This window comes from Mycobacterium sp. 1274761.0 (genome assembly GCF_001668615.1).
In the GTDB taxonomy this organism is placed as follows: Bacteria; Actinomycetota; Actinomycetes; order Mycobacteriales; family Mycobacteriaceae; genus Mycobacterium.
On record NZ_LZMC01000062.1, the window covers coordinates 154808 to 179287 of the forward strand.

Annotated in this window: 21 protein-coding genes; 15 read left to right on the forward strand and 6 right to left on the reverse strand. The window is 64.6% G+C overall.

Annotation, left to right across the window (positions count from 1 at the left end; genetic code table 11):
- The first annotated feature begins 65 nt into the window (after positions 1-65).
- The 8 genes from A5651_RS13175 to A5651_RS13210 all read left to right on the forward strand — a co-directional run bounded on the left by A5651_RS13175 (position 66) and on the right by A5651_RS13210 (position 9629).
- Positions 66-1598: an NAD(P)/FAD-dependent oxidoreductase gene (locus A5651_RS13175; protein ID WP_066980889.1), complete on the forward strand. Its 1533-nt coding sequence runs from the start codon at positions 66-68 to the stop codon at positions 1596-1598.
- A gap of 149 nt (positions 1599-1747) precedes the next feature.
- Positions 1748-2710 carry a class 1b ribonucleoside-diphosphate reductase subunit beta gene (gene nrdF, locus A5651_RS13180; protein WP_066980893.1) on the forward strand — a complete coding sequence of 321 codons (963 nt, stop codon included), beginning with the start codon at positions 1748-1750 and terminating at the stop codon, positions 2708-2710.
- Positions 2711-3699: 989 nt separating this feature from the next.
- Entirely contained in the window at positions 3700-5226 is a 1527-nt protein-coding gene (locus A5651_RS13185; protein WP_066980896.1) for an adenylate/guanylate cyclase domain-containing protein, read from the forward strand.
- A 194-nt stretch (positions 5227-5420) separates the two neighbouring features.
- The gene (locus A5651_RS13190; protein WP_066981241.1) at positions 5421-5729 is read left to right on the forward strand and encodes a hypothetical protein; all 309 of its coding nucleotides are present in this window, start codon (positions 5421-5423) and stop codon (positions 5727-5729) included.
- 398 nt (positions 5730-6127) lie between these two features.
- Positions 6128-7339, forward strand: a complete 1212-nt coding sequence (locus tag A5651_RS13195; RefSeq protein WP_066980901.1) for a TetR/AcrR family transcriptional regulator — start codon at positions 6128-6130, stop codon at positions 7337-7339.
- A gap of 117 nt (positions 7340-7456) precedes the next feature.
- Positions 7457-8659 carry a sensor histidine kinase gene (locus A5651_RS13200; RefSeq protein ID WP_066981246.1) on the forward strand — a complete coding sequence of 401 codons (1203 nt, stop codon included), beginning with the start codon at positions 7457-7459 and terminating at the stop codon, positions 8657-8659.
- Positions 8659-9333 (forward strand): response regulator transcription factor, encoded by a 675-nt coding sequence (locus tag A5651_RS13205; protein ID WP_066980904.1) that lies wholly within the window; start codon positions 8659-8661, stop codon positions 9331-9333. The genes A5651_RS13200 and A5651_RS13205 overlap by 1 nt, the downstream gene beginning before the upstream one ends.
- 89 nt (positions 9334-9422) lie before the next feature.
- Complete coding sequence (locus A5651_RS13210; protein WP_066980907.1) at positions 9423-9629, forward strand: hypothetical protein; 207 nt, start codon at positions 9423-9425, stop codon at positions 9627-9629.
- A gap of 14 nt (positions 9630-9643) precedes the next feature.
- Here A5651_RS13210 and A5651_RS13215 read toward each other — a convergent pair whose 3' ends face one another.
- The 5 genes from A5651_RS13215 to A5651_RS13235 form a co-directional block, all read right to left on the reverse strand.
- Positions 9644-11257 (reverse strand): APC family permease, encoded by a 1614-nt coding sequence (locus A5651_RS13215; protein ID WP_066980910.1) that lies wholly within the window; start codon positions 11255-11257, stop codon positions 9644-9646.
- Positions 11258-11413: 156 nt separating this feature from the next.
- Complete coding sequence (locus tag A5651_RS13220) at positions 11414-13954, reverse strand: MMPL family transporter (protein WP_369803948.1); 2541 nt, start codon at positions 13952-13954, stop codon at positions 11414-11416.
- A 150-nt stretch (positions 13955-14104) separates the two neighbouring features.
- Positions 14105-15154 (reverse strand): NAD(P)-dependent alcohol dehydrogenase, encoded by a 1050-nt coding sequence (locus A5651_RS13225; protein WP_066980913.1) that lies wholly within the window; start codon positions 15152-15154, stop codon positions 14105-14107.
- Between the two features lie 127 nt (positions 15155-15281).
- Positions 15282-15557 (reverse strand): YciI family protein, encoded by a 276-nt coding sequence (locus A5651_RS13230; protein ID WP_066980917.1) that lies wholly within the window; start codon positions 15555-15557, stop codon positions 15282-15284.
- Between the two features lie 10 nt (positions 15558-15567).
- Positions 15568-16668: an iron-siderophore ABC transporter substrate-binding protein gene (locus A5651_RS13235; protein WP_066980920.1), complete on the reverse strand. Its 1101-nt coding sequence runs from the start codon at positions 16666-16668 to the stop codon at positions 15568-15570.
- A gap of 173 nt (positions 16669-16841) precedes the next feature.
- Here A5651_RS13235 and ctaD point away from each other — a divergent pair, with 173 nt between their 5' ends.
- Together ctaD and serB are read left to right on the forward strand one after the other, a co-directional pair.
- Positions 16842-18587, forward strand: a complete 1746-nt coding sequence (ctaD, locus tag A5651_RS13240; RefSeq protein WP_066981249.1) for a cytochrome c oxidase subunit I — start codon at positions 16842-16844, stop codon at positions 18585-18587.
- 39 nt (positions 18588-18626) lie between these two features.
- Positions 18627-19877, forward strand: a complete 1251-nt coding sequence (gene serB, locus A5651_RS13245) for a phosphoserine phosphatase SerB (protein ID WP_066980923.1) — start codon at positions 18627-18629, stop codon at positions 19875-19877.
- A gap of 3 nt (positions 19878-19880) precedes the next feature.
- On the opposite strand, the gene A5651_RS13250 is transcribed toward serB, so the two are convergent.
- Positions 19881-21323: a PLP-dependent aminotransferase family protein gene (locus A5651_RS13250; RefSeq protein ID WP_066980926.1), complete on the reverse strand. Its 1443-nt coding sequence runs from the start codon at positions 21321-21323 to the stop codon at positions 19881-19883.
- Between the two features lie 63 nt (positions 21324-21386).
- On the opposite strand from A5651_RS13250, the gene A5651_RS24945 reads away from it, so the two are divergent.
- Genes A5651_RS24945 through A5651_RS13270 form a run of 5 tightly spaced genes read left to right on the forward strand, consistent with a single transcriptional unit; the run spans position 21387 to position 24480 of the window.
- Positions 21387-21539: a hypothetical protein gene (locus tag A5651_RS24945; RefSeq protein ID WP_231988679.1), complete on the forward strand. Its 153-nt coding sequence runs from the start codon at positions 21387-21389 to the stop codon at positions 21537-21539.
- The gene (locus tag A5651_RS13255) at positions 21532-22230 is read left to right on the forward strand and encodes a YitT family protein (RefSeq protein WP_066980929.1); all 699 of its coding nucleotides are present in this window, start codon (positions 21532-21534) and stop codon (positions 22228-22230) included. The genes A5651_RS24945 and A5651_RS13255 overlap by 8 nt, the downstream gene beginning before the upstream one ends.
- Positions 22188-23027 (forward strand): ABC transporter ATP-binding protein, encoded by an 840-nt coding sequence (locus tag A5651_RS13260; protein WP_066980932.1) that lies wholly within the window; start codon positions 22188-22190, stop codon positions 23025-23027. Before A5651_RS13255 ends, A5651_RS13260 begins: the two co-directional genes overlap by 43 nt.
- The gene (locus tag A5651_RS13265; protein ID WP_066980935.1) at positions 23027-23833 is read left to right on the forward strand and encodes an NUDIX domain-containing protein; all 807 of its coding nucleotides are present in this window, start codon (positions 23027-23029) and stop codon (positions 23831-23833) included. Before A5651_RS13260 ends, A5651_RS13265 begins: the two co-directional genes overlap by 1 nt.
- On the forward strand, positions 23830-24480 hold the full coding sequence (locus A5651_RS13270; RefSeq protein ID WP_066980937.1) for an enoyl-CoA hydratase: 651 nt from the start codon (positions 23830-23832) through the stop codon (positions 24478-24480). Before A5651_RS13265 ends, A5651_RS13270 begins: the two co-directional genes overlap by 4 nt.

Sequence of the window (24480 nt, forward strand, 5' to 3'; positions counted from 1 at the left end):
CGTCGTTCCCAGATAGTCGCAACCGGCGGTAGGGTGGGGCCACACTGAAAAGTAGGGGAAAGTTCATGACCGTTGCCGAGCAATCGCCCGCTGGCGCGACACAGAAGGCGGTCCACACCCGCGCGCTCATCATCGGGACCGGCTTCTCCGGAATAGGGATGGCCATCGCGCTGGCAAAGCAGGGGGTGGACTTCCTGCTGCTGGAGAAGGCCGACGACGTCGGCGGCACGTGGCGAGACAATTCGTACCCGGGCTGCGCGTGTGACGTCCCGTCCCACCTGTACTCGTTCTCGTTCGAGCCGAAGGCGACGTGGAGCAAGCTGTTCTCGCCGCAGCCCGAGATCTGGGATTACCTCAAGGGGGTCACCGAGAAGTACGGGTTACGCCGCTACATCACGTTCGGCGCACATGTCGACCGCGCGCACTGGGACGACTCCGAATACCGATGGCACGTATTCACCACCGACGGGCAGGAATACGTCGCGCAGTTCCTGATTTCGGGGGCGGGAGCACTGCACATCCCGCTGATCCCCGATATCGAGGGCAAGGACGAATTTCGCGGCGCCGCTTTTCATTCCGCCGAATGGGACCACAGCGTCGACCTCACCGGCAAACGCGTCGCGGTCATCGGGACCGGCGCCAGCGCCATCCAGATCGTGCCCGAAATCGTCAAGCAAGTCGGCGAACTGCAGCTCTACCAACGCACCCCGCCATGGGTCGTTCCGCGGCCCAACAAGCCGTTCCCCGAGGCGCTCAAGCGAGCGTTCGCGAATGTGCCGGGCCTGAGACTGGCCGTGCGCGGCGGAATCTACTGGTGGCTGGAGGGTTTGGGCTTCGCGATGACGCGACAGCCCGCGCTGCTGCGGGCGGTCGAACTGGTCGGCAAGTGGAACATCCGGCATCACGTCAAGGACAAGGAGCTGCGCCGCAGGTTGACGCCGACGTACCGGGCGGGCTGCAAGCGAATCCTCTACTCGCCCAACTACTATCAGGGCGTCGCGAACCCGAAGTGCCGCCTGATCACCGATCGGATCAGCCGGATCACACCTGACGGGATCGTCACGGCCGACGGCGCCGAGCACAAGGCCGACATCATCGTCTACGCCACCGGATTCCATGTCACCGACTCCTACACGTACGTCGACGTCAAGGGCGCCGGTGGCGAGGATCTGGTGGATCGCTGGAACCGCGAGGGCGTGGTGGCCCACCGCGGGGTCGCAGTGGCCGACGTGCCCAACTTGTTCTTCCTCCTGGGACCCAACACCGGGCTAGGGCACACCTCGGTGGTTTTCATGATCGAGCAGCAGGTCCGTTATGTGGCCCAGGCCATCGCGACGGTCGACCGCCACGACGCGCAGGCGCTGGCGCCCACGCGCAGCGCGCAGGACCGCGACAACGCCGAACTGCAGCAGGAACTCAGCCGCACCGTGTGGAACACCGGCGGGTGCCGTAGCTGGTACCTCGACGAGCACGGCGTCAACCGCGCCCTGTGGAGCGGGATGACCTGGGAGTACTGGCGTGATATGCGCAAGCTCAAGCCGTCGGAGTACACGTTTTTGGGCGTCGGGCAGCGTGCGGAGGTAGCCGCTAAGCGCTAAATCTGGCACGACACACGATGTTGTGTTGAGGGTCGATGTCGGCCCCCAGGGGTAGTGTCGGTCACGTCAGGAGCCGCTTCGGCGGCGACATCAGGCTTGTGACGGCAAACCTAATTGTGCGGCGAAATGGGGTCCAGGTGTCCGAGGGAATGAAGCTCATCGATCGTGTCTCGGCGATCAACTGGAACCGCCTGCAGGATGAGAAAGACGCCGAGGTCTGGGACCGGCTGACCGGCAACTTCTGGTTGCCGGAGAAGGTGCCGGTGTCCAACGACATCCCCTCGTGGGGCACACTGACCGCGCACGAAAAAGAGATGACGATGCGGGTCTTCACGGGCCTGACGCTGCTGGACACCATCCAGGGCACCGTCGGCGCGGTGAGCCTGATCCCCGATGCGCTGACCCCCCACGAAGAGGCGGTCTACACCAACATCGCGTTCATGGAGTCGGTGCACGCCCGCAGCTACAGCAACATCTTCTCGACGCTGTGCTCGACGGCCGAGATCGACGATGCGTTTCGCTGGTCGGAGGAGAACCCCAACCTGCAGCGCAAGGCCGAGATCGTCATGCAGTACTACAAGGGTGACGAGCCGCTGAAGCGCAAGGTGGCCTCCACGCTGCTCGAGAGCTTCCTGTTCTACTCCGGCTTCTATCTGCCGATGTACTGGTCCAGCCGCGCCAAGTTGACCAACACCGCCGATATGATCCGGCTGATCATCCGCGACGAGGCCGTGCACGGCTACTACATCGGCTACAAGTACCAGAAGGGCTTGGCATTGGAGGACACCGCCAAGCAGGCGGAGCTCAAGGACTACACCTACGAGCTGCTGTTCGAGCTTTACGACAACGAGGTCGAGTACACCCAGGATCTGTACGACGAGGTCGGGTTGACCGAGGACGTCAAGAAGTTTCTGCGCTATAACGCCAACAAGGCGTTGATGAACCTGGGCTACGAGGCGCTGTTTCCGCGCGATGAGACCGATGTGAACCCGGCGATCCTGTCCGCGCTGAGCCCCAACGCCGACGAGAATCACGACTTCTTCTCAGGTTCCGGTAGCTCGTATGTCATCGGCAAGGCCGTTAACACCGAAGACGAGGACTGGAACTTTTAAAGCCAAACTCAGATGAGCAGACACCTTTCGACCGGTATAAGTCGGCAAGCGCTACGGCTCTGACAAGGTAGCGACCGAGGCGTTGTGCCCACATTTTGCCCACTCGTGGCGCCGTACGAACCAAGCAGGGCAACCGGCAGACCGATCGGCGCGGATTCACAACCAAGCGTGACGCGCAGCGGTTCGCCAACACCGTCGAAGCTCAGGGTGCTGCGTTGCTCGTGAGCGGTTACCGGATCGCCGCCCACCCGACAGGTTTGACCGGTCTGCACTTGGACGGCTTGCCCTTTCCCACGAAAGCGCTGGCACATCCGGTTCACCCATTTTGCCGGAAGCGAAGGCGATCTTGAGCGGTACCTGCAATATTGCTGGAAGCCGCCTGTGCGGGGCGAGGGTTGGGGACTAGGAAATTGATCATGATGACAATCATTCGGGGGTTCGTTGCCGGCGGGGTGCTTGCTTCCGCTGCACTCGGGTTGGCGGGACCTGCAACAGCCGAAGAAATGACCGGGACGTACGTCTACACAACCCCGAGCGGGGGACACGCTGGACACTGGGATTTCACGCCGTGCGGACCTGACTGCGCCACTGTGCACATGCAGGAGGGTTCGCAGTGGACAGCCAACGCGAACTTCTCCGGGGGGCGCTGGCATCTGATCGTCGACGACCCCCAGGGGATGAATTGCGGCACCCCAATGAATCCCAGGGAGTGGGTCCCTATGAGACGCGAATATTACTGGGACCCCGCCACGCTTCAGGGCACGGACACCATAACCAATCCAACAGGTGGATGCGGCAAGCCAGTCGGAGAGACGAACACCTATCCGTTCTCTCTGGTAAGGGCTTAGAACCTACATCGGGCTGCCGCCGTGCGGTTGGGTGACGTCTAACCGCGTGAGCCAGCCACGGCTCGCAACGTGGCGGCGGCGCGCGGTAGCTGCTCTGGTCGAATTGCTGCGGCGTCGAGCGCGAGAACGTCTAATCCCGGCATGGATCGCATCTGGCAGTGGGCTTGGGATCGATACGGGGCGAGGTATTCGTGGGTGATCTACGCGGTCACCGTTCCCGTGATGCTGTCGATTTACCTTGTTTACTCGTTCGTCGTCGTCGCCTATGAAGAGGCCGATGATTATGGCTACGCAGCCGTTGTCACGTTGGCTGCCGTGCCGCTGCTGGTGTACGCGATGGTTCTTCCTGGCATGGGACGGATTCGTGTAGCTGAGCAGTGGTCAGCTGGCGACGTTGTCGATCCGGCTCGGGCACTCGAAGCCACCTACACGTATGCCCGAACGACGGTACCCCGCGTCGTGGTGAGCGGAACAGTATGGGCTGCCTTATTGACCGTGATCATCGCCGCACTGGCCGGGGCGTCCTGGGCGCGGTTAGTTCAATACGCAATCGTGGGCGCTGCGTTCGGAATGGCCGTTCAGCTGATTGCCGTGCACAGTTTCTTGGAAGGAGCGTTGCGTCCAGCGCGGCTGGCGATGGCCGGTGGCACCGAAGTCGGTGACACCTTGCCTCGATCCCTCCCTACGTTCGCGGCCTGGTCGAAAATCTCGGTACTCGCCGCCGCATTTGGATTTGCGCAATCCGGTGCGTTTCTGGCTGGGGCATTCAGTTGGGCCAGTTCGGCCCCAATAGTCTGCAGCGCTATCGCTTTCACGTTGACGCTGTTCTGGGCGGTGCCGATCACCATCGGCTTCGCGTTCTCGCCGTCCCTGCGCCCCATCCGCGACCTCGCGGCGGGAACTGAACGTGTGGCCGCTGGCGACTACACCCAACGTCTGCCGGTGGTTCAAGACGATGACCTTGGCGCATTGGCGGCATCGTTCAACCGGATGCAGGCGGGTTTGGCTGAGCGCCAACGACTTCAAGCAGCATTCGGCACCTACGTCGACCCCATGCTCGCGACCAAGCTCCTCGAACAAGGCGATGACGTATTCACCGGTGAACGTCGCGAGGTGACGGTGATGTTCGTGGATATCCGCGACTTCACTCCCTTCGCCGAGTCGAACCCTGCCGAGGATGTCGTCGCCCGCCTCAACGCTTTATTCGAGATCGTCGTGCCCGCCGTTGTCGATGCCGGTGGGCACGTGAACAAGTTTCTGGGTGACGGTGCGCTGGCGGTCTTCGGTGCTCCGAACGATCTTGCAATCCATGCTGATGCCGCTCTCGATGCTGCCCTCCTTATCCAGCGCCTCGTCGAAAAGCGCTTCGACGGCGAGCTGCGCGTCGGCATCGGCATCAACACTGGCACAGTGATCGCAGGAACCATCGGAGGTGGCAGCAAGCTGGAGTTCACGTTGATCGGCGACGCCGTCAATGTGGCCGCCCGTGTAGAGCAGCTCACCAAAACCACCGGTGACACGGTTCTTGTCACCGAGCAGACCGCCGATGCGCTGGCGTCGCGTCCAACTGATCTCGTGGATCGCGGATCGCATGCGCTGAAAGGGAAGTCGGCTCCGGTGCAGATCTTCGGCCTTGAGATCGAGGATTCCCGTCGGCTTAATGCATGATCCAACCCGCCGAGACATTGATAGCTTGCCGGTGAACTGTGCGCCAGATGTAAATATTTGCCGCGACAATTAATTTCGCCCGATAGCGCAGGTAAAATAAGATACAAGAAATTGTGCGAAGTTGCCATAAGGCTGCAGCCATGAGCCTACAGTCGGTCCGTCCTAGCCGAACACACAGCAGGAAGGCGGCCATCATGACCATCGTCTCGGCAATAACGATTCACCCAAATCCGGGCAAATGGGACGACCTTCAGAAGCAACTGAAGGAGGGCTGCGACCTATCCCGCAAGCACGGAGCCGAAAACGTCACCGTGCTGGCGACCATGATTGGCGGGGCAGCGACCAATACGATCGTCATCCTCTCCACCGCCTCCGATTGGTCGCGGTACGGCCAGATCCAGCAGGCGATGATGGACGATCTTAAGATGCAGGAGATCATGCTTGAGGCTGGCAAGATCGCCACGTGGGAAACATACGTCAGCCAGACGATCCCCGACATGTAACGAGAACTCTGGCAGCGCGATATGTGACGCCCTGCCGGGTGGCATGCTCCCACCCTGAAGCTGCGACCGTCTTTGGGGTGGGCGTAAGCCTGCTCAGCGCAACGTCCCTGCTTATGACTTTCATTTGTGGGCCCAGGTTCTCTGGGCAATAAATCACCCCGCCCGCAGATACGATTCTGCTCGCGACGTCGAACCAGTATGCGCCTTCGCGCATCAGGTTGATTACGACTCGTGCCCCTCGCATGCCGTCGCGGCTGCGTTGGCATCCGTGCAGCGCCTGCGTCCGCACGAGAGTGCGATCCGTCACGGCGATACCCGTGAGTTCTCGAAAGCGGTTGGGGGCCTGCTGCCGGCGGCACTACCGACCGGTTCGGCGAAGTTATCGATAAGGTACTTCTATGTCGACATCGCCGGGCTTGCGCCCGGAGCGACGGCGTCGTCCGAAAGACCGAAAAGAGCAGATCGCGCGGGTGTCAGCCGATGCGTTCAGCGAGCTCGGCTACCACGGCGTCAGCATGGAGGGGATCGCCGGCCGCGTTGGCGTGACCGCGGCGTCGTTGTACCGCCACTACGCGGGCAAGTACGAATTATTCCAGGCGGCCGTCTTAGCCCTGGGCAGCCAGCTGGTCGGCTGCACGGCTTTTGTCGATGAAGACGACGACACCGACCCTGCGCTTACGTGGGATCGTGCCGTCAGTCAGTTGATCGACACAGCGCTGAAGAACCGAACGAGCGGTGGGCTGTATCGATGGGAGGGTCGTTATCTGCAGCCCGACGACCAGGCAATCCTCAACGGACAAATCAAACTGGTGAACCGGCGGCTGCAGCGCCCGCTGATGCTGCTGCGACCCCAACTCAAGTCGCGCCAACGGTGGACGCTGTCGTCGTCGGTGCTGAGCGTGATCGGCAGCATCACCGACCACCGGGCACACCTGCCGGAGGCACAGATTCACGCCGCGCTCGCGCGCATCACCTCCGACATTCGTGATACCGACTTGCCTGCCGAGGGCTCGACGGGCGACGTGGTCGCCACATTCGAGGTGGGTGCGGCAGCAGGGGAGTACGAGCAGATTCTGCACGAAGCACTGCTGCTGTTCTATGAACGCGGCTACCGTGACACCGGCATGGAGGACATCGCCGCCGAGGTCAACATGCCCACATCGAGCCTCTACAAGTACTTCAGCGGAAAAGGCGCCATTCTGGCCGCGATCTATCGCCGCGCCGCCGACCGCGTCTCCGGCGACGTATCCGCCACGCTTGCTGCAACCACCAATCCCGTTGAGGCGGTTGAAGAATTAGTGGAAACTTTCGTTCGTCGCTCCTTCGCCAATCCCCAGCTTGCCTACGTCTACTACGTCGAGCGCGGCAACGTACCGGAGCAGGATCGCATCGCGATTCACAATATTCAGCGGGCGACCATCGAAGCGTGGGTGCGACAGGTAGTGGCGGCGCGGCCGGACATGAGCGCCGGTGCTGCGCGGTTCGCGGTGCACGCCGCCTTCGCCCTGGTGGTCGACCTCAGTCGTCTCATGCAGTTTGAACGCCAGGAAGGCTCCCGCGCTGTCGTAAGCCATCTGCTGCGCACCACGCTGCTCGGCAACGGCAGTTAGTGGCGACCTCTGCGCGGCACGCGCCGAACGAGGCGCCTGGTCTCCGACCTGGGTAGGAGACCGATGTCGGACCGCAGCATGATGCACGCCGCTGTCGAAGGCCACTACGATGTCACGATGCTGGGTGCAACGGCGCGCTTCTTGCACGACCGGGTCCGACGACGGGCCGACCTCATTCCGCTCGGCTACAACTGGTCGTTCGTCTGGGCAACCGACGCCACCTTGGTCGCGACCGGAATCATTGCGGTGCTGCAGCGGCCGACCGCGGACCTGCCCGTGGCGCTCAGCGCGCTTGCGCTCGTGGTGAGTCCCCTCTTGCTGTTCTTCGTCGCCGGCATCAAGTTCGATCCGCGAATCATGTGGCTGTGCGGGACTGCTTCGGCCACGGTGCTGCTGTTCGCCACGTCGACGCCGATCGCGGCGGATTTCGCTCCGCTGTTGCTGGTGATGACCGTCGGGGTGGTCGGGTCTCTGACGTCGTGGCTGGGCGGATCGCTGGCCGCGTTGTCAGCTTCTGCCGTGCTGATCGCAGCGGCTGTCGCGCATCGGTTGGATGCGGTGGGCTTGTATCTGTGCGTGGTCGGAATCGGCTGGCTGGTCGGCTTTCTGATGTACACGCAACAGCAGTTGATGATCAGACAATTGGAGGCGCAGGACGCGTTGGCCGAGCATGCGGCTGCCGATGAGCGACGGCGAATCGCACGGGAAGTGCACGATGTCATCGCACACTCTTTGAGCGTGACCTTGCTGCACATCACCGGCGCCCGCCGCGGGCTGCAGCACGACCGTGACATCGACGAGGCGATCGAGGCGCTCGAGCAAGCCGAGCGGTTGGGTCGCCAGGCGATGGGTGACATCCGCAGCACTGTCGGACTGCTCGATTGTGCGCCGATGAAGGTGACACCAGAACCCGGTGTCGACGACATCGCCAGTCTCATAGACGATTTCCGCGGCGCCGGCCTGCCGGTCAACTACGACGCCGACCCGGGATCGTTCGGCCGAGTGTCAGCCGCGGTCGGGCTGGCGCTCTACCGCATCACTCAGGAGTCGCTGGCCAACATCGCCAAGCATGCGCCCAATTCGCACTGCGTGGTGCGCCTTGCGATTTCGTGCGGCTCGGTGGCCTTGACTGTTGCCAATCGAATGCCCACCGCTGGTGACGCAACGCCGGTGATGGAAGGCCGTGGAGTCCGCGGCATGCGGCAACGTGTCGGACTACTCGGCGGAACAATCGAAGTCGGCCCGAACGCAGAGGGGTGGCTGGTGAATGCGAAGATTCCGCTTGCCGGCTCCAACGCCAAGCGCCGCGTGGTGTTCTAATGACCGTCCAGGCACCTGACATCACCGTGCTGCTCGTCGACGATCAGGACTTGGTGCGGTCCGGACTGCGCCGTATCCTGCGCCGCAAAGACGGCTTCATCATCGTCGCTGAATGTTCCGATGGCGACGAAGTTCTCGACGCCGTGCGTGTCCATCAACCCGACGTCGTCGTGATGGACCTGCGCATGAAGCGCGTCGACGGTATAGAAGCGACGGCGCTGCTTGCGGACAACGAGGGCCCGCCCGTATTGGCGCTGACGACATTCAACGATGACGAGCTACTGTCGGGAGTTTTGCGCGCCGGAGCCGCGGGCTTTGTCTTGAAAGATTCGTCGGCGGAAGAACTCATCCGGGCCGTTGCTTCGGTGGCGCGGGGAGACTCATATCTGGATCCAGCGGTGACCGCGCGGGTGCTCACCACCTACCGCAGCGCCGCCGAGCCCGTGCGGTCAACCATAGATGCCAACTTGACGTCGCGCGAGCTGGACGTGCTGAGTTTGATGGCCAAGGGTAAATCGAACACCGAAATTGCTGAGATGCTGAGCATTTCGGCGGTTACGGTCAAAAGCCACATCGGTCGGATCTTCGTCAAACTGAACCTTCGCGACCGCGCCGCCGCGATCGTCTATGCCTACGACCACCGGATTGTCATGCCTCGCACTGCCGGATACTGAGGTCGGGGCGACCATCCAACCGAGGTATGAGAGAAAGAGTATCTCGTCGGACGATGTGCGATCGATGGCGACACTTCTAATGTCAAGTCATGACATCGACACCCATCCCCAACCCCTTGAGCGGCAGGGCAATTCAGTATTGGCTCACCGACCTGGCGCACAATCTGACGCAAGCACTACAGACCCTCGGCGCCAGCCCGCCGTCGCGGCCGCGACCAGAACGGCGGCTTCATCCGCCCGAACGCCTGACATTTCTCGAGAACTCCTTGATGGCCCGCGAGATGCGTCGGCTCTGAACCCTCGCGATGCGCTAGGCGGTTGCTTCCTCGGCCCGCTCGTGTGCGTCCTCCATCACCGTGCGGCCGATCTCGGCGTAGACCGCCGGCTTGGCTGACCGCAACCACAGCGCGTAGATGAGGCCGACGACGAACACCACCAGGATGATGTAGGGCTCTGACTTGAATACCAGCGAATTGGCGGCGTAACCGGCGGCGAATGCGCGGTTGTCCCACAGCAGCCACACCACATACAGCATCGCGGCACCGCCGATCAAGGGACACACCAGCGTGGTGATCACGTTGCCGCGGTGGGTTTTTCGCACCCAGAAGTACCAGATGACCGCCGCCGAGCAGATTGCCTGCACCAGCAGGATCGCCGCGGTGCCGATCAACGCGAGCAGACCGTAGACGTTCGTGTACGGCACCAGCGCGGGGGTGTCGACCGGGTTTCCGTTGGCGTCGGGGACCTGCACCGCGGTGAAACCGGCGAACAACAGGATCAGCACCAGCGTGACGGCGCTCTGGATTCCCGATGCAATGTAGGGGGATCCGTGCGTCGGATGTGCGGCCCCTACCGTCTTTGTGACTGCGGCGGAAGGGATTTCGCGTCCCAGCGCGAAGAGATACCGCGATGCGGCGTTGTGGAAGGCGAGTGCACAGGCGAACGACCCGATCACCAGCAGGATCTTGTAGACGTCGAGCAGAACCCCGCCCAGATTGGTCTTCACCAGGCCGAAGAACAGGTCGAGCGGTGACGCGCTGATCGAGGTCTCCACCGCCGTCTTGGCGCCGTTGCCCGCGACCACCATCGCCGAGATGAAGGTGTAGAACAGGCCGAGCCCGATGACCGCGATGAGCGTCGCCCGCGGAATGATTTTCTTCGGATTGCGGGACTCCTCGCCGTAGACGGCCGTTGTTTCGAAGCCGACCCATGACCAGAAGGCGAAGAACAGGCCGATCGCCATCGATCCGGCCGCCGCCGCGGTTCCGAACGCGCCCGCGGGAAGGCTCTCGAATGCGTTGTTCAGCATCACCGTCTGGTTCAGCATGAAACCGTCGGGGCCGCCGCCTTTGACGATCACGCTGAAGGCCAGCGCGAGAAGGACGATCACCTCGGCCACCAGCGTGACGCCCAGGATTGCCGCCGTCAGGCTGATGTGGAAGTGACACAACGCGGCGATGATCAGGATGGCCCCGACGGCGAACACCAGCCACGGGATGTTGACGCCGAGGATCGTGTTGACCGCGTCGTTGGCGAAGTAGGCGCAGCCGCCGATGAGCGAACCCTCGAAAACCACATAGGCGAACGTCGCCAGCAGGCCGCTGGCCATGCCCCACACCTGACCGAGGCCATGGCTGATGAAGCCGTAGAACGCGCCGGTGGTGGTGATGTGCCTGGCCATCGCCACGTAGCCGAGGGCGAACAGCGTCAGGATGATCGTGGCGAACAGGAATCCCGCCGGCGCACCCGGCCCATTACCGAATCCGACTGCGATGGGGGTGTTGCCCGTCATCGCGGTGATGGGCGCCGCGTTGGCGACGGCCATGAAGATGACGGCGACGATGCCGATTGCGCCCTTCTTCAGGCCAGGGCGTGGCTGCTCGAGCTCACCCGCGCTCGGCGTCGCTGCGGATTCAGTTGTCATCGGCCGCCTTCCGTTCGAATCTTAGTGCGTGGAACCCATCGCGTTGCAGTTCCCGAAGTGGATCGTGACACTGCGCGGCCAAACCGACAACTCGAACGGCGAGAAAATAGGCTCCGCCCGGCACACGATTCTGCGGCCAGATCGCGAATTCAGCGGCTAGGGCGCTCTCTCTGCAGAATCGGCGTCGTCGGGCTCGTCGTCGCCGTCGTCTTCGGACGGCTCGCTCTGGTCGGCGCCGTCGTCGCCGTTGTCGACGATGTCGGACGTCGATTCTTCAGCGTCCGAAGGCTCTTCGTCCTCACCGTCGTCGGTGGCCGGTCGGTCTTCCAGCGCGACCGCAGACGTCGCCACCGGCGACTCTGCCGCTGCGGCCGGACGCGACGGATCGTGCACTGGCTTGTGCCATGTCGGCGCGCCGACCACCGTGCCGAACGCCAGCGGCTCGTCCAACTGCTCAGGCGGCGGCTCGGAGGCCTTGCGTTCGTCTTCGAGGGTGATTTCACCGAGGCCGATCCGCTCCTGCAGGCGCTTCATCCATTGCGGTGCCCACCAGCAGTCGTTGCCGAGCAGCTTCATCACCGACGGCACCAGGAACATCCGGACCACGGTCGCGTCGAGCAACAGCGCCGTGATCAGGCCGATCGCCAGGTATTGCATCATCACCAGGTCGGAGAACGCGAACGCCCCGCCGACGACGACCAGCACCAGCGCCGCGGCACTGATGAGCCGGCCGGTGGTGGCGGTGCCGTGGCGGATGGCCTCTTCAGTGGTCATCCCGCGGGCCCGCGCCTCGACCATCCGGGAGACCAGAAAGACCTCGTAATCGGTTGAGAGACCGTAGATCACGGCGATGATCAGCCCGATCACCGGAGCCGTCAATGGGGTCGGCGTGAAATTCAGCGCCGAAGAGAAGTGGCCGTCGACGAAAATCCACGTCAGCACGCCCAGCGTCGAACACAACGTGAGCGCGTTCATCAAAGCGGCCTTGATCGGCAGTACCAGTGAGCCGAACGCCAGGAACATCAAGATGGTCGTCATCGACACCGCGATCAGGATCATCGCGGGCAGCTTCGCCGAAATGGTGCGGACGCTGTCCTGTTCGAGCGCCGGTGTGCCGCCGACCAACAGCTTGAGATCGTGCGGCTTCGGAATCGCCCGCAGCTCATCGACTTTCGCGCGTGCGTTGAGGCGGTTCACCAAACCGTTCTGGATCACCCGGACCGACTTGTCCTTGGAGGCGCCGTCGAGATACGGCCGCTCCTTCCACATGTTGGCCGGGTCGTTGTTCGGCTCGGTGAACCCGGGGATCGCCTGTGCCGCGCTGCGCACCTGGGCGACCTCGGCGTCGGTCACCGGTCTGCCGTTGGTGCTCTGGATCACCAGCGTGATCGGCTCGACGCGGAAGCCGGGGAACGTGCGGTCGAATTCCTCCTGCGCCTGGCGCACGGAGTTGGTCGGCGGAAGATACTTCTCGCTGATGCCGCCCAGCGCCAAATTGCCCAGCGGCAGGATGAGCACGATCAAGATGAGGAGGATGGGGGCGGCGAACATCAGCGGACGTTTCATCACGCGGTCGGCGAGCCTGCCCCAGAACCCGTTCTCCACCTCCGCGGTCGTCTTGGTCTTCTGCAGCCGGTCACCCAGCCAGTCGATGATCCGGTGGGTAGTTGCGTTTTTGCGCAGGAACGGGATCCGCAGAAGCGTGCGCACATTCAACGCGTCGACGTTGGGGCCCAGCATGCCCAGCAGGGCGGGGAGCACCGTGATCGACAGCAGTGCCGCCAGTGTGACCGAGGCGATCATCGCGTAGGTGAGCGATTTGAGAAAGCCCTGGGGGAAGAGCAGCAACCCGCCGACGGAGGCCGAGATCAACACCGAGGAGAATGCGATCGTGCGGCCGGCCGTCACCACGGTGCGGCGCACGGCGGTTTCGGTGTCGTAACCCTCGGCGATCTCTTCGCGGAACCGGCTGACCACGAATAGCCCGTAGTCGATGGCGATGCCGAGCCCGATGAGCGTGACCACCGGTTGCGCGAAGTAGTGGACGGGCACAGACAGTGCCGTCAACCGCATGATGCCCAAGGCGCCAGCGATGGTCAGCCCGCCGATGATGCCCGGCAGGAACGCCGCGACCACACCGCCGAACACAAAGAACAGCAACACCACCACCAGCGGCATCGCGAGCACCTCGGCGCGCTGCTGATCGGTGGCGATGGTTCCTGTTAGTTCATTGGCCAGCGGCAGCAACCCGGCCAATTGAACGTTCAGCGCCGGATCGGACAGGTCATGCTGGACGGCCTTGAAGTTCTTGAGGATGAGGTCGTCGTTGTCGCCTTTGAGCTGAATGGACATGAACGCGTGCTTCTTCGACGCGTCGGCCATGTTCCTCAGCACATCCGGAGTCTTGAAATAGCCGATCGACCGCAGGATCTGGTCGGGGTGGTCTTTCTCGACCCTGGCGAGGTTGTCGAGGACCTTCTTGCGGAAGGCGGGGTCGTCGACCGTTTTGCCGTCGGGAGCGGTGTAGATCGCCACGATGTGGCTGGAGGTGTCTCTGCCGTAGTGCTCGTCGCCAAGGCGCGACGCCTGCGCCGACTCGCTGCCGTCGTCGAAGAAGCCGCTCTGCGTGACGTGCTCGCCCAGGCTGCTTCCGTAGATCCCGCTACCGAGACACAACGCCACCATCACAGCGACCACGACGAACCGGTAGCGGTATACCGTCCGACCCCACCAGGCGAAAACGATTAGCCCCTAACTGCGCGTAGCTCCGTCGAGCGATCACTGCATGTGCATGAGCGAGATTACAAGCAGGCGCGCGCCTGGCGGCCATCGATCGACGCAGAAGCCCTATCGCAGCGACGCCGTGTCGATGACGAAGCGGTACCGCACGTCGCTGGCCAGCACCCGCTCGTAGGCCTCGTTGATGTACTCCGGTTCGATGACCTCGATCTCGGGCCGCACATCGTGCTGGGCGCAGAAGTCGAGCATCTCCTGGGTTTCGGCGATGCCGCCGATCAGCGAGCCGGCGATGCTGCGGCGTCCGAACACCAGCGCCCCGGCCGGGACGGACATCGGATGCGAGGGCATGCCGAGCTCGACGAGCGTGCCGTCCAGCTTCAGCAGTCCCAGATAATCGGCCATGTTCAGGTTCGCCGAGACCGTGTTCAGGATCAGATCGAACTTTCCGGCCAGCTCCTCGAACGTGTCCGGGTCGCTGGTGGCGTAGTACTCGCTGGCGCCGAGTCGCAGCCCGTCCTCCATCTTTTTCAGCGTCTGGCTCAAGACGGTGACCTCCGCGCCGAGCGCGACTGCAAGTTTGACGGCCAGGTGGCCCAGCCCGCCGAGGCCGATGACCGCCACCTTGGTGCCGGGGCCGGCATTCCAGTGCCGCAGCGGGGAATAGGTGGTGATGCCCGCGCACAGCAGCGGTGCGGCGGCGTCGAGCGCGATCTCATCGGGGATGCGCAGCACGTAGTTCTCGTCGACGACGATCGCGCCGCTGTACCCGCCCTGGGTGGGCCCGCCGTCGCGGCCGATGCCGTTGTAGGTCCCGACCATCCCGGGGTTGTTGCAGTACTGCTCTTCGCCGGCGGTGCAGTATTCACATTCGCGGCAGGAGTCGACGAAACAGCCGACACCCACGCGGTCGCCGACCTTGTACTTCGTCACCTCCGAGCCGACCTCTGTCACGACGCCCGCGATCTCGTGCCCCGGCACGAGGGGATAGTTGACCGTCCCCCACTCGGCCTTGACGGTGTGGATGTCGGAGTGACAGATGCCCGCGAAATGGATATCGAAGGCGACGTCGTGCGGTCCGACGTCGCGACGGGTGATCGTTGTCCTGGTGAGCGGTTCGGTGGCCGACGGGGCGGCGTAAGCGGAGACGGCGGTCGTCATGTGATCCCTCTTCAGTGCAAGCGCGAACAATGCGCAAATCGAGCAAAGGAAAGAGCCGCAACAGGCGGCTTCTCTCTGTAACCGGGAAACGCGAAGCGGTAATCCGGGCTGGGGTGTGAGCTATCTCCTACAGCCCCGGCGCGCGGAATGCACCGTTGAACGAGGTCCGCTCGTAGCTGGCGACTCCGGCCCGGGTGTAGGGATCGCGGGCCACCATGGCGTCGACGTCTTCGTCAGCGAGGTCAGCGGTTATGAGTACGCCGCCGGAGCCGTCGGCTTGTCGGCCCGCAAGCAGAAGGCGACCGGCGGCGATCTCGTCTTTGAGGAAATCGAGGTGGGCCGGACGGGTCTGCTCGATGACGTCGGGCGACTGCAGATACGTCGACTTCAAGACGTGAATCACGGTGCCGACGTTAGTTGATCGGTGCGTTGATCCACCGCAGATCGGTGAGCATCCCGCGGGCGGCCACGATGCACTCGCCGGTCTGCCATACCTCGTTGTTGACGATGAACACCCGGTTGTCTTTGTTGGCGGACAGCTCCTTCCACGAATCGCTGCCCAGCACCTCGCCGGCGCGGTCCTTGGCCGTCGGCGATGCGAACGACACGTAGACGACGTCGCCGTCGGCAAAAGAGAGGTCGGGGGAGGCGTCGAGATCCTCCTTGGTGATGCCGACCTCGATATACGGCTTATCGGTAAACCGTTGTGCTGCAGGCCGATCCACGCCGACATCGGCAAGCACGCTGCCGGGGAAGTTGTTGGCACCGAAGACCCGCATGGTGGTGTCGGTGAGCTGCACGACCGACGCCTGAAAGTGCGCGGCGTCGCTGTCGGCGCCGGTCTTCTTGGCCGCGGCGGTGAAGTCGGCAATCAACTCGTTGGCCGCGCCGGCGCGCCAGGTCGCCGCGCCGACGGTGCGCAGGGTGTCCTCCCACGCCGCACCCGGGGCGCCGGTGAACACTGTCGGCGCGATGGCCGACAGCTCGGTGAACAGATCAGGGGTGAGCCCCGCCGACCCGAGGATCAGGTCGGGCTGCGCCCGCTGGATCGCGTTGAGATCGGGCGCGCTGCGTGTGCCGACCGGCGACAATCCGTGGATGACCGTGCCCAGGTAACCGGGCTGGCTGTCGGATCCGTCGGGCAGCGCGGCGGCGACGATGCGCGACTGCAGTCCCAGCGCGCACAGCGCGTCGAGCTGGTCGCCCGCGAGCACCACGATCTTCTGCGGCTCGGCCCGCACCACCGTGCTGCCCGCGGCGTGGCGGACGTCGCGGTCGGCCCCCCCGGGATCGATCGGCGTCGGAGCGGGTGCGCAGGACTCGTCAGGTCTGCGCTGATTGCCCAGCACACCGGCGCCGGCAATCTTGGTGGTGCTGGTGATGACGCTGGTCTGGTTGGCCGCGGGCGGCGGTCCACCGCCCGGCTCGCCGCAGCCTCCGGCCGTGGTCACCACGACGGCGGTGAGGATGGCCGCCGCGGCTGCCAGCGGACCGGGCGCGCGGCGAATCTGCACGGCGCCGACGGTAACATCCGGGCACGTCGCGACTGGTCAACCGGTGAGTCGTGACCGTCGGGGAATCAATTACGACCGTTTGTAGGACCCATGCCGACAGCGAGCGGTTCTCAGAGATAGGATTCGAGTCGGATATTGCGGGCATTACCCGCAGGAGACTTTTGGAGGATCTGTTGGTTGCCGAAGCGCCCCCAATCGGAGAACTCGAGGCACGCCGTCCGTTCCCGGCGAGGCTCGGCCCCAAGGGGAGCCTGGTCTACAAGCTGATCACCACCACCGATCACAAGCTGATCGGCATCATGTACTGCGTCGCCTGCTTCATCTTCTTCTTCATCGGCGGCCTGATGGCGCTGTTCATGCGCACCGAGCTCGCGCTGCCCGGCCTGCAATTCCTTTCCAACGAGCAGTACAACCAGCTGTTCACCATGCACGGCACGGTGATGCTGCTCTTCTACGCGACGCCGATCGTGTTCGGGTTCGCCAACCTGGTGCTGCCACTGCAGATCGGCGCACCCGACGTGGCGTTCCCGCGGCTGAACGCGTTGTCGTTCTGGCTGTTCCTGTTCGGCGCGACGATCGCGATAGCCGGCTTCATCACCCCGGGCGGCGCCGCTGACTTCGGCTGGACCGCCTACACGCCGCTGACCGACGCGATCCACTCACCCGGCGCCGGCGGCGACCTGTGGATCATGGGCCTGGCCGTCGGTGGTCTGGGCACCATCCTCGGTGGCGTCAACATGATCACCACCGTCGTGTGCATGCGCGCCCCAGGCATGACGATGTTCCGGATGCCGATCTTCACCTGGAACATCCTCGTGACGTCGATCCTGGTGCTGCTGGCCTTCCCGCTGCTGACCGCCGCACTGTTCGGCCTGGCCGCCGACCGCCACCTGGGCGCCCACGTCTACGACCCGGCCAACGGTGGTGTGCTGCTGTGGCAGCACCTGTTCTGGTTCTTCGGCCACCCCGAGGTGTACATCATCGCGTTGCCGTTCTTCGGCATCGTCACCGAGATCTTCCCGGTGTTCTCGCGCAAGCCGATCTTCGGCTACACCACGCTGATCTACGCGACGCTGTCCATCGCGGCGCTGTCGGTCGCGGTGTGGGCGCACCACATGTACGCGACGGGTGCGGTGCTGCTGCCGTTCTTCTCGTTCATGACGTTCCTGATCGCCGTGCCCACCGGTATCAAGTTCTTCAACTGGATCGGCACGATGTGGAAGGGACAGTTGACCTTTGAGTCACCGATGCTGTTCTCGGTGGGCTTCCTCGTCACGTTCCTGCTCGGTGGCCTATCAGGTGTGCTGCTGGCCAGCCCGCCCTTGGACTTCCACGTCACCGACAGCTACTTCGTCATCGCGCACTTCCATTACGTGCTCTTCGGCACGATCGTGTTCGCCACCTATGCGGGCATCTACTTCTGGTTCCCGAAGATGACCGGCCGACTGCTCGACGAGCGGTTGGGCAAGCTGCACTTCTGGTTGACGTTCATCGGCTTTCACACCACGTTTCTGGTGCAACACTGGGTCGGCGACGAGGGCATGCCGCGCCGGTACGCCGACTACCTGCCCACCGATGGCTTCACCACGCTCAACGTGGTGTCGACGATCGGCGCGTTCATTCTCGGCATCTCGATGCTCCCGTTCGTGTGGAACGTGTTCAAGAGCTGGCGCTACGGCGAGCCAGTCATCGTCGACGACCCATGGGGCTACGGCAACTCGCTGGAGTGGGCGACCAGTTGCCCGCCGCCGCGGCACAACTTCACCGAGCTGCCCCGGATCCGTTCGGAGCGGCCCGCTTTCGAGCTGCACTATCCGCACATGGTCGACCGGATGCGTGCCGAGGCGCACATCGGCCGCAGCCACGGCCCGGCCAGTGGGGATGTCACGCGTTTGGGTGACGAGAACGTCAGAACCTGATGCTTGTGGGGGACTCAGTCGGGCGTGAATGATCGTACGGTGCCCGCACCCCAAGGCTCTTCGCGTGAGCGCTCGTCGCTGCTGATCACGGTTACCGGTGTTGATCAACCCGGTGTGACTTCTGCGCTGTTCGAGGTGCTTTCGCGGCACAAGGTCGAACTCCTCAACGTTGAGCAGGTCGTGATCCGTGGCCGTCTGACGCTGGGTGTGCTGCTCTCGGCGACACCGGAGGTCGCCGGCGGCCGCGAACTGCGCGACGAGGTCCGCGCCGCTATCCGCGGTGTCGGGCTCGAGGTGACGATTGAGCGCAGCGATCAGATGCCGGTGCTGCGGGAGCCATCCACGCACACGATCGTCGTGCTGGGCAGGCCGATCACCGCCGAGGCGTTCGGCGTGGTGGCCCGTGAACTGGCTGCGCTGGGCGTCAACATCGATTTCATCCGCGGCGTCTCTGACTACCCGGTGACGGGGCTGGAGCTGCGGGTTTCGGTGCCGCCCGGCGACGTCTACACGCAGTTGCAGACCGCGATGGCGCGGGTGGCCGTCGACGAGAACGTGGACATTGCACTCGAAGATTACAGCCTGGTGCGGCGGGCCAAGCGGCTCATCGTGTTTGACGTCGATTCGACGTTGATCCAGGGTGAGGTCATCGAGATGCTGGCCGACCGGGTCGGTGCGCACGCCGCGGTCGCCGAGATTACCGAGGCCGCGATGCGCGGCGAGCTGGATTTCACCGAATCGCTCAACCGCAGGGTCGCCACCCTTGCGGGCCTTCCCGCCGAGGTGCTCGAAGAGGTCGGCGAACAGATCGAGCTGACCCCCGGAGCGCGCACCACGTTGCGGACCTTGCGGCGCTTAGGTTTTCACTGCGGGATGGTGTCCGGCGGGTTCCGTCAGGTCATCGAACCGCTGGCCCACGAGCTGGAGATGGACTACGTGGCCGCCAACCAGCTCGAGATCGTCGACGGCAAGCTGACCGGCCGCGTCGTCGGCAACGTGATCGACCGGGCCGGAAAAGCAAAGGCGCTGAGGGACTTCGCGCAACAGGCGGGCGTGCCGATGGAGCAGACGGTTGCCGTCGGCGACGGCGCCAACGACATCGACATGCTGGCCGCCGCCGGTCTCGGGGTGGCCTTCAACGCCAAGCCCGCGCTGCGTGAGGTGGCCGACGCGTCGCTGAACCACCCCTACCTCGACACCGTGTTATTCATCCTCGGCATCACCCGCAGCGAAATCGAGGCCGCCGACAGCGTCGACGGCACGCTGCGCCGAGTCGAAATCCCCGACTGACGCCTACACCACGACGGTGGTGGGCTCCGGGGCGGTCGAACCGGTGACGCTGTGCCATGCGCGCGCCAACAACTCGATGGCCGCTGACAGTTCGTCCTCCGGCAGAGCATAGGGCACCCGAACGAAGCGTTCCAGGGTGCCGTCGACGCCGAACCGCGGGCCTGCGGGCAGCTCGAGCCCCATCCGGGACGCCGCGGCCGACAGCGCCGTGCTCATCGGAGCGGGCAGCCGGACCCACAGCGACATCCCGCCGACGCCTGGGCCGGGTTCCCAGTCGGGCAAGTGTCGCTCGAGCAGCGACAGCAGATGCGCCCGTCGCGCCCGTAGGATGTCGCGTCGCTCGGGCAGAAGCTCGTCGCAGCGGGCGAGAAGCCTTGCGGCAGTAAACTGTTCGAGCACCGGCGTGCCCATGTCGATCGACGGGCGCAGCGCGGCGATGGTGGCGATCGTCGCCCGCTCGGCCCGGATCCAGCCGATGCGTAAGCCGCCCCAGAATGACTTCGACATCGAACCGACGGTCAGCATCAGATCGCGTCGGGTCGCCATGGCCGCTGCCATGGGCTCGGGTACGGGCTCGTCGAGCCACATGTCGAGGATCGTCTCGTCGATGACGGTGCGCGTCCTGGTGTCGGCGATGATGTCCGCCAAACGCTTTCGGTCGTCGGTCGGCATCGTCAACCCGGTGGGATTCTGGTTGTCGAGAATGAAATAGGCCAGGCTGGGCGAGAGTTGTTGCACCGCAGCCTGTATTGCGTCGAGTTCCCAGCCGTCCTCGGTCATCGCCACCGGGACGGGCCGTGCGCCGACGGTGGTGATCGTGGACAACGCACCGTGATAGGTGGGTTGCTCGACCAGCACCCGGTCGCCCGGCTGGACATAGGTTGCCAGAATCAAACCGATGGCGTGCAGCGCTCCGGTGGTGACCAGGACCTCGTCGGGCTCGGTGGGTAAGCCTCGCCGGCAATATCTTTCGGCGATCGCCTGCCGCAGCACTTCGACCCCGACGAGTTCGTGGCCGACTCGGTGCAGGTAGGGCGTGACGTCGTGGGTGGCGTCGACGAACGCCTCGCTGACGGCGGCGGCCGGGGCGGACAACGCGGCGGCGGCCAGGCTCATCGACGGCGCTGTCGGATCGGCTCGCGGAGCGGGCGCGACGGGTAGCGCTGTGGTGCTGCGGGCGCCTCGGCGGGCGTTGAGGTATCCGTCGTCGCGCAGCTGCGCGTAGGCGGCGGTGACGGTCGTGCGGGAAATCCGCAGCGTCTCGGCCATCGCGCGCTCGCTGGGTAACCGCGCCCCCACCGGTATGCGCCCGTCGACTACCAGCAGCCGGATGGCGTCGGCGAGGCCGTGATAAGCAGGCCCGCTGCGACTGGATGTGCGCCAGTTGCCGAGTTCGCGGGCCAGGAGGTCCACATCGAGCGCTCTGGCATGCAGTTCTACGGTCATTTGGAGGCCAGTATGCGCTGACTGGCTATTGATAAGCAAGCCAGTCACAACGGATGCTGGGGCATGCGTACCACCTGGACATCCCGCCTGACCCGCCCGCTGGGGCGGATTTTCCGTCCCGCCAACCGCATCCCGGCCGAGTTCGTCGACCGCGACGCCGAGCGGATCGCCCACGAGATCGAGTTGATTCGGATTCGCTTCCCGCACCATGCGTAGCGCCGTGCTGAGCGGTGCAGCGCTGTTGGTGGGGCTGACCGGTTATGGCTTCTCGATGGCGTTGATGGTGCGGTCCGACCTCGGGCTCGACCCGTGGGACGTGTTCCACCAGGGGCTGGCGTTGAGGACTGGCATGACGATCGGTCTGGCGTCGGCCGTCGCGGGTGTGGCGGTCTTGCTGGGCTGGATCCCGCTGCGCAACCGGCCCGGCATCGGCACGGTCGCCAACGTCATCGTCATCGCCGTGACCGTCGACGCCTCGCTCGCGCTGTTGCCAACGGCAACAACGTTTCCGGTGCGCATTGCGATGATGCTCGGGGCGGTCGTCCTCAACGCGATCAGCACGGTGCTCTACATCGGTGCCGGTCTGGGCCCGGGTCCACGCGATGGGCTGATGACCGGGTTGGTCGCGCGAACGGGCTTGTCGGTGCGGCTGATCCGGACCTCGATCGAAGGCAGTGTGCTGTTGGTCGGCTGGCTGCTGGGGGGCACCGTGGGAATCGGCACGCTCGTCTACGCGTTCGGGATCGGTCCGCTCGTCCAGTTCTTCCTCGGGATCGCCCCGAAGCGCGTGTCCGGTGATTTGGGCGTGCACAGTCGCGCCAGGCGCAACCAAGCACGCCGAAATCGCTTCACTACGATGGGCGAGTGCCCGAGTCCGGAAGCGACAGCGTCGACCCCGACCTGCTGATCGACTTCGCCAAGGTCACCCTGCGGCGCGGCGGGCAGACGCTCGTCGGCCCCATCACATGGTCAGTGGAGCTCGACGAACGCTGGGTGATCATCGGTCCGAACGGCGCCGGCAAGACCTCCCTGCTGCGGATCGCCGCCGCCACCGAGTACCCGTCGTCAGGCACCGCTTACGTCCTCGGCGAGCGCCTCGGCCGGACGGACATGTCCGAGCTGCGCGCCCGCGTCGGTCTATCCAGCTCGGCGCTGTCGCAACGGGTGCCCGACGGGGAAGTCGTGCGCGACCTCGTCGTCTCGGCGGGCTACGCGGTGCTAGGCCGGTGGCGTGAGCAATACGACGACGTCGACTACACCCAAGCGATCGACATGCTGGAAAGCGTCGGCGCTGAACACCTCGCCGAGCGCACCTACGAGACGCTGTCGGAGGGCGAACGCAAGCGCGTGCTGATCGCTCGCTCGTTGATGACCGACCCGGAGCTGCTGCTACTCGACGAGCCCGCGGCCGGACTCGATCTGGGCGGCCGCGAGGAGCTGGTCGCGCGGCTGGAGGATCTGGCCGCCGACCCCGACGCCCCGGCGATCGTCCTGGTCACCCACCACGTCGAGGAGATCCCTCGCGGCTTCAGTCATGCCCTGATCCTGTCGGAGGGGCGGGCCATCGACGCCGGGCTGCTGAGCGACGTGCTGACCTCGGAGAATCTGTCGAAGGCCTTCGGCCAGTCCATCGCCCTCGAGTACATCGACGGCCGTTACTTCGCCCGGCGCACCAGAAGCCGGGCAGCGCACAGGAGGCGTTGATGACTGAGCCGCTCGTCCCGCGGCCGGCGGCGACCGTGATGCTTATCCGGGATAAGCGCGCGGGCTTCGCCCGGGGAATTGAAGTGTTTCTCATGAGGCGGCACCGCAAGATGGACTTCGTCGGGGGAGTAATGGTGTTCCCCGGCGGCGGGGTCGACGATCGCGACCGCAACGCCGACATCGCCTGGCACGGACCCGACACATTCTGGTGGGGCGAGCGGCTGGGCACCGATCCCGCGCTCGCCGAGGCATTGGTCTGCGCGGCGGCCCGCGAGACATTCGAAGAGTGCGGCGTGCTGTTCGCGGGCGCCGCCGATGATCCCGACCTGCTGGTGGACGACGCCTCGATCTACCGCGAGCAGCGGGCCGCATTGGTCAGCAAGGAGCTGTCCTTCGCCGAGTTCCTTCGCTCGGAGAAGCTGATGCTGCGCTCCGACCTGCTGCGGCCCTGGGCGAACTGGGTGACGCCGAAGGAGGAACGCACCCGGCGCTACGACACCTACTTCTTCGTTGGTGCGCTGCCCGACGGACAACGCGCCGACGGTGACAACACCGAGTCCGACCGTGCCGACTGGGTCACCCCGGAGGCCGCGCTCGACGACTTCGCGGCGCATCGGAGCTTCCTGTTGCCGCCGACGTGGACGCAGCTCGACGCGCTGGCGGGACACACGGTCGCCGAGGTGCTCGCCGTCGAACGCAAGATCGTGCCCATCTCGCCGAACATGAGCATGACCGACGGCAACCTCGAGTTCGAGTTCTTCGACGGCGAGCGCTACAACAAGGCGCTGGGGGGCCGCACCCCGTGAGGGAGTTCGTCAGCGTCCACACTTTCGACGAGCATCCCGGCATCGCCACCCTGCTGCTGTCGCGGCCGCCGACAAACGCGTTGACCCGGCAGATGTATCGCGAAATCATCTCTGCCGCAGGAGAAGTCAGCGCGCGTGACGATATCTCCGCGGTGATCGTCTTCGGTGGGCACGAAATCTTCTCGGCCGGCGACGACGTGTCGGTGCGGGCGACGCTGACCGCACAAGAGGCCGCCCGGGCAGACGAGGTTGGTCGAGAGGCCTGTGACGCGCTTGCTGCGATCAGCAAGCCGACCGTCGCCGCCATCACCGGCTACGCCCTCGGCAGCGGGCTGACCCTGGCGTTGGCCGCGGACTGGCGGGTGGCGGGCGACAACGCCAAGGTCGGCGCGACGGAGATCCTGTCCGGGTTTGCGCCCGGCGAGACGAGCCGGCTGGCCCGCACGGCTGGCGACAGCAAGGCCAAGGACCTCGTATTCTCCGGACGGTTCGTCAACGCCAAGGAGGCCGCGGCCCTCGGCTTAGTCGACGAGCTGGTGGCGCCAGACGACGTCTACGACGCCGCGGTGGCGTGGGTGCAGCGCCTGGTCAGCCATCCGCCGCAGGTTCTCGCTGCCGCCAAGGCGACGTTCGACGGCTCCCGTTAG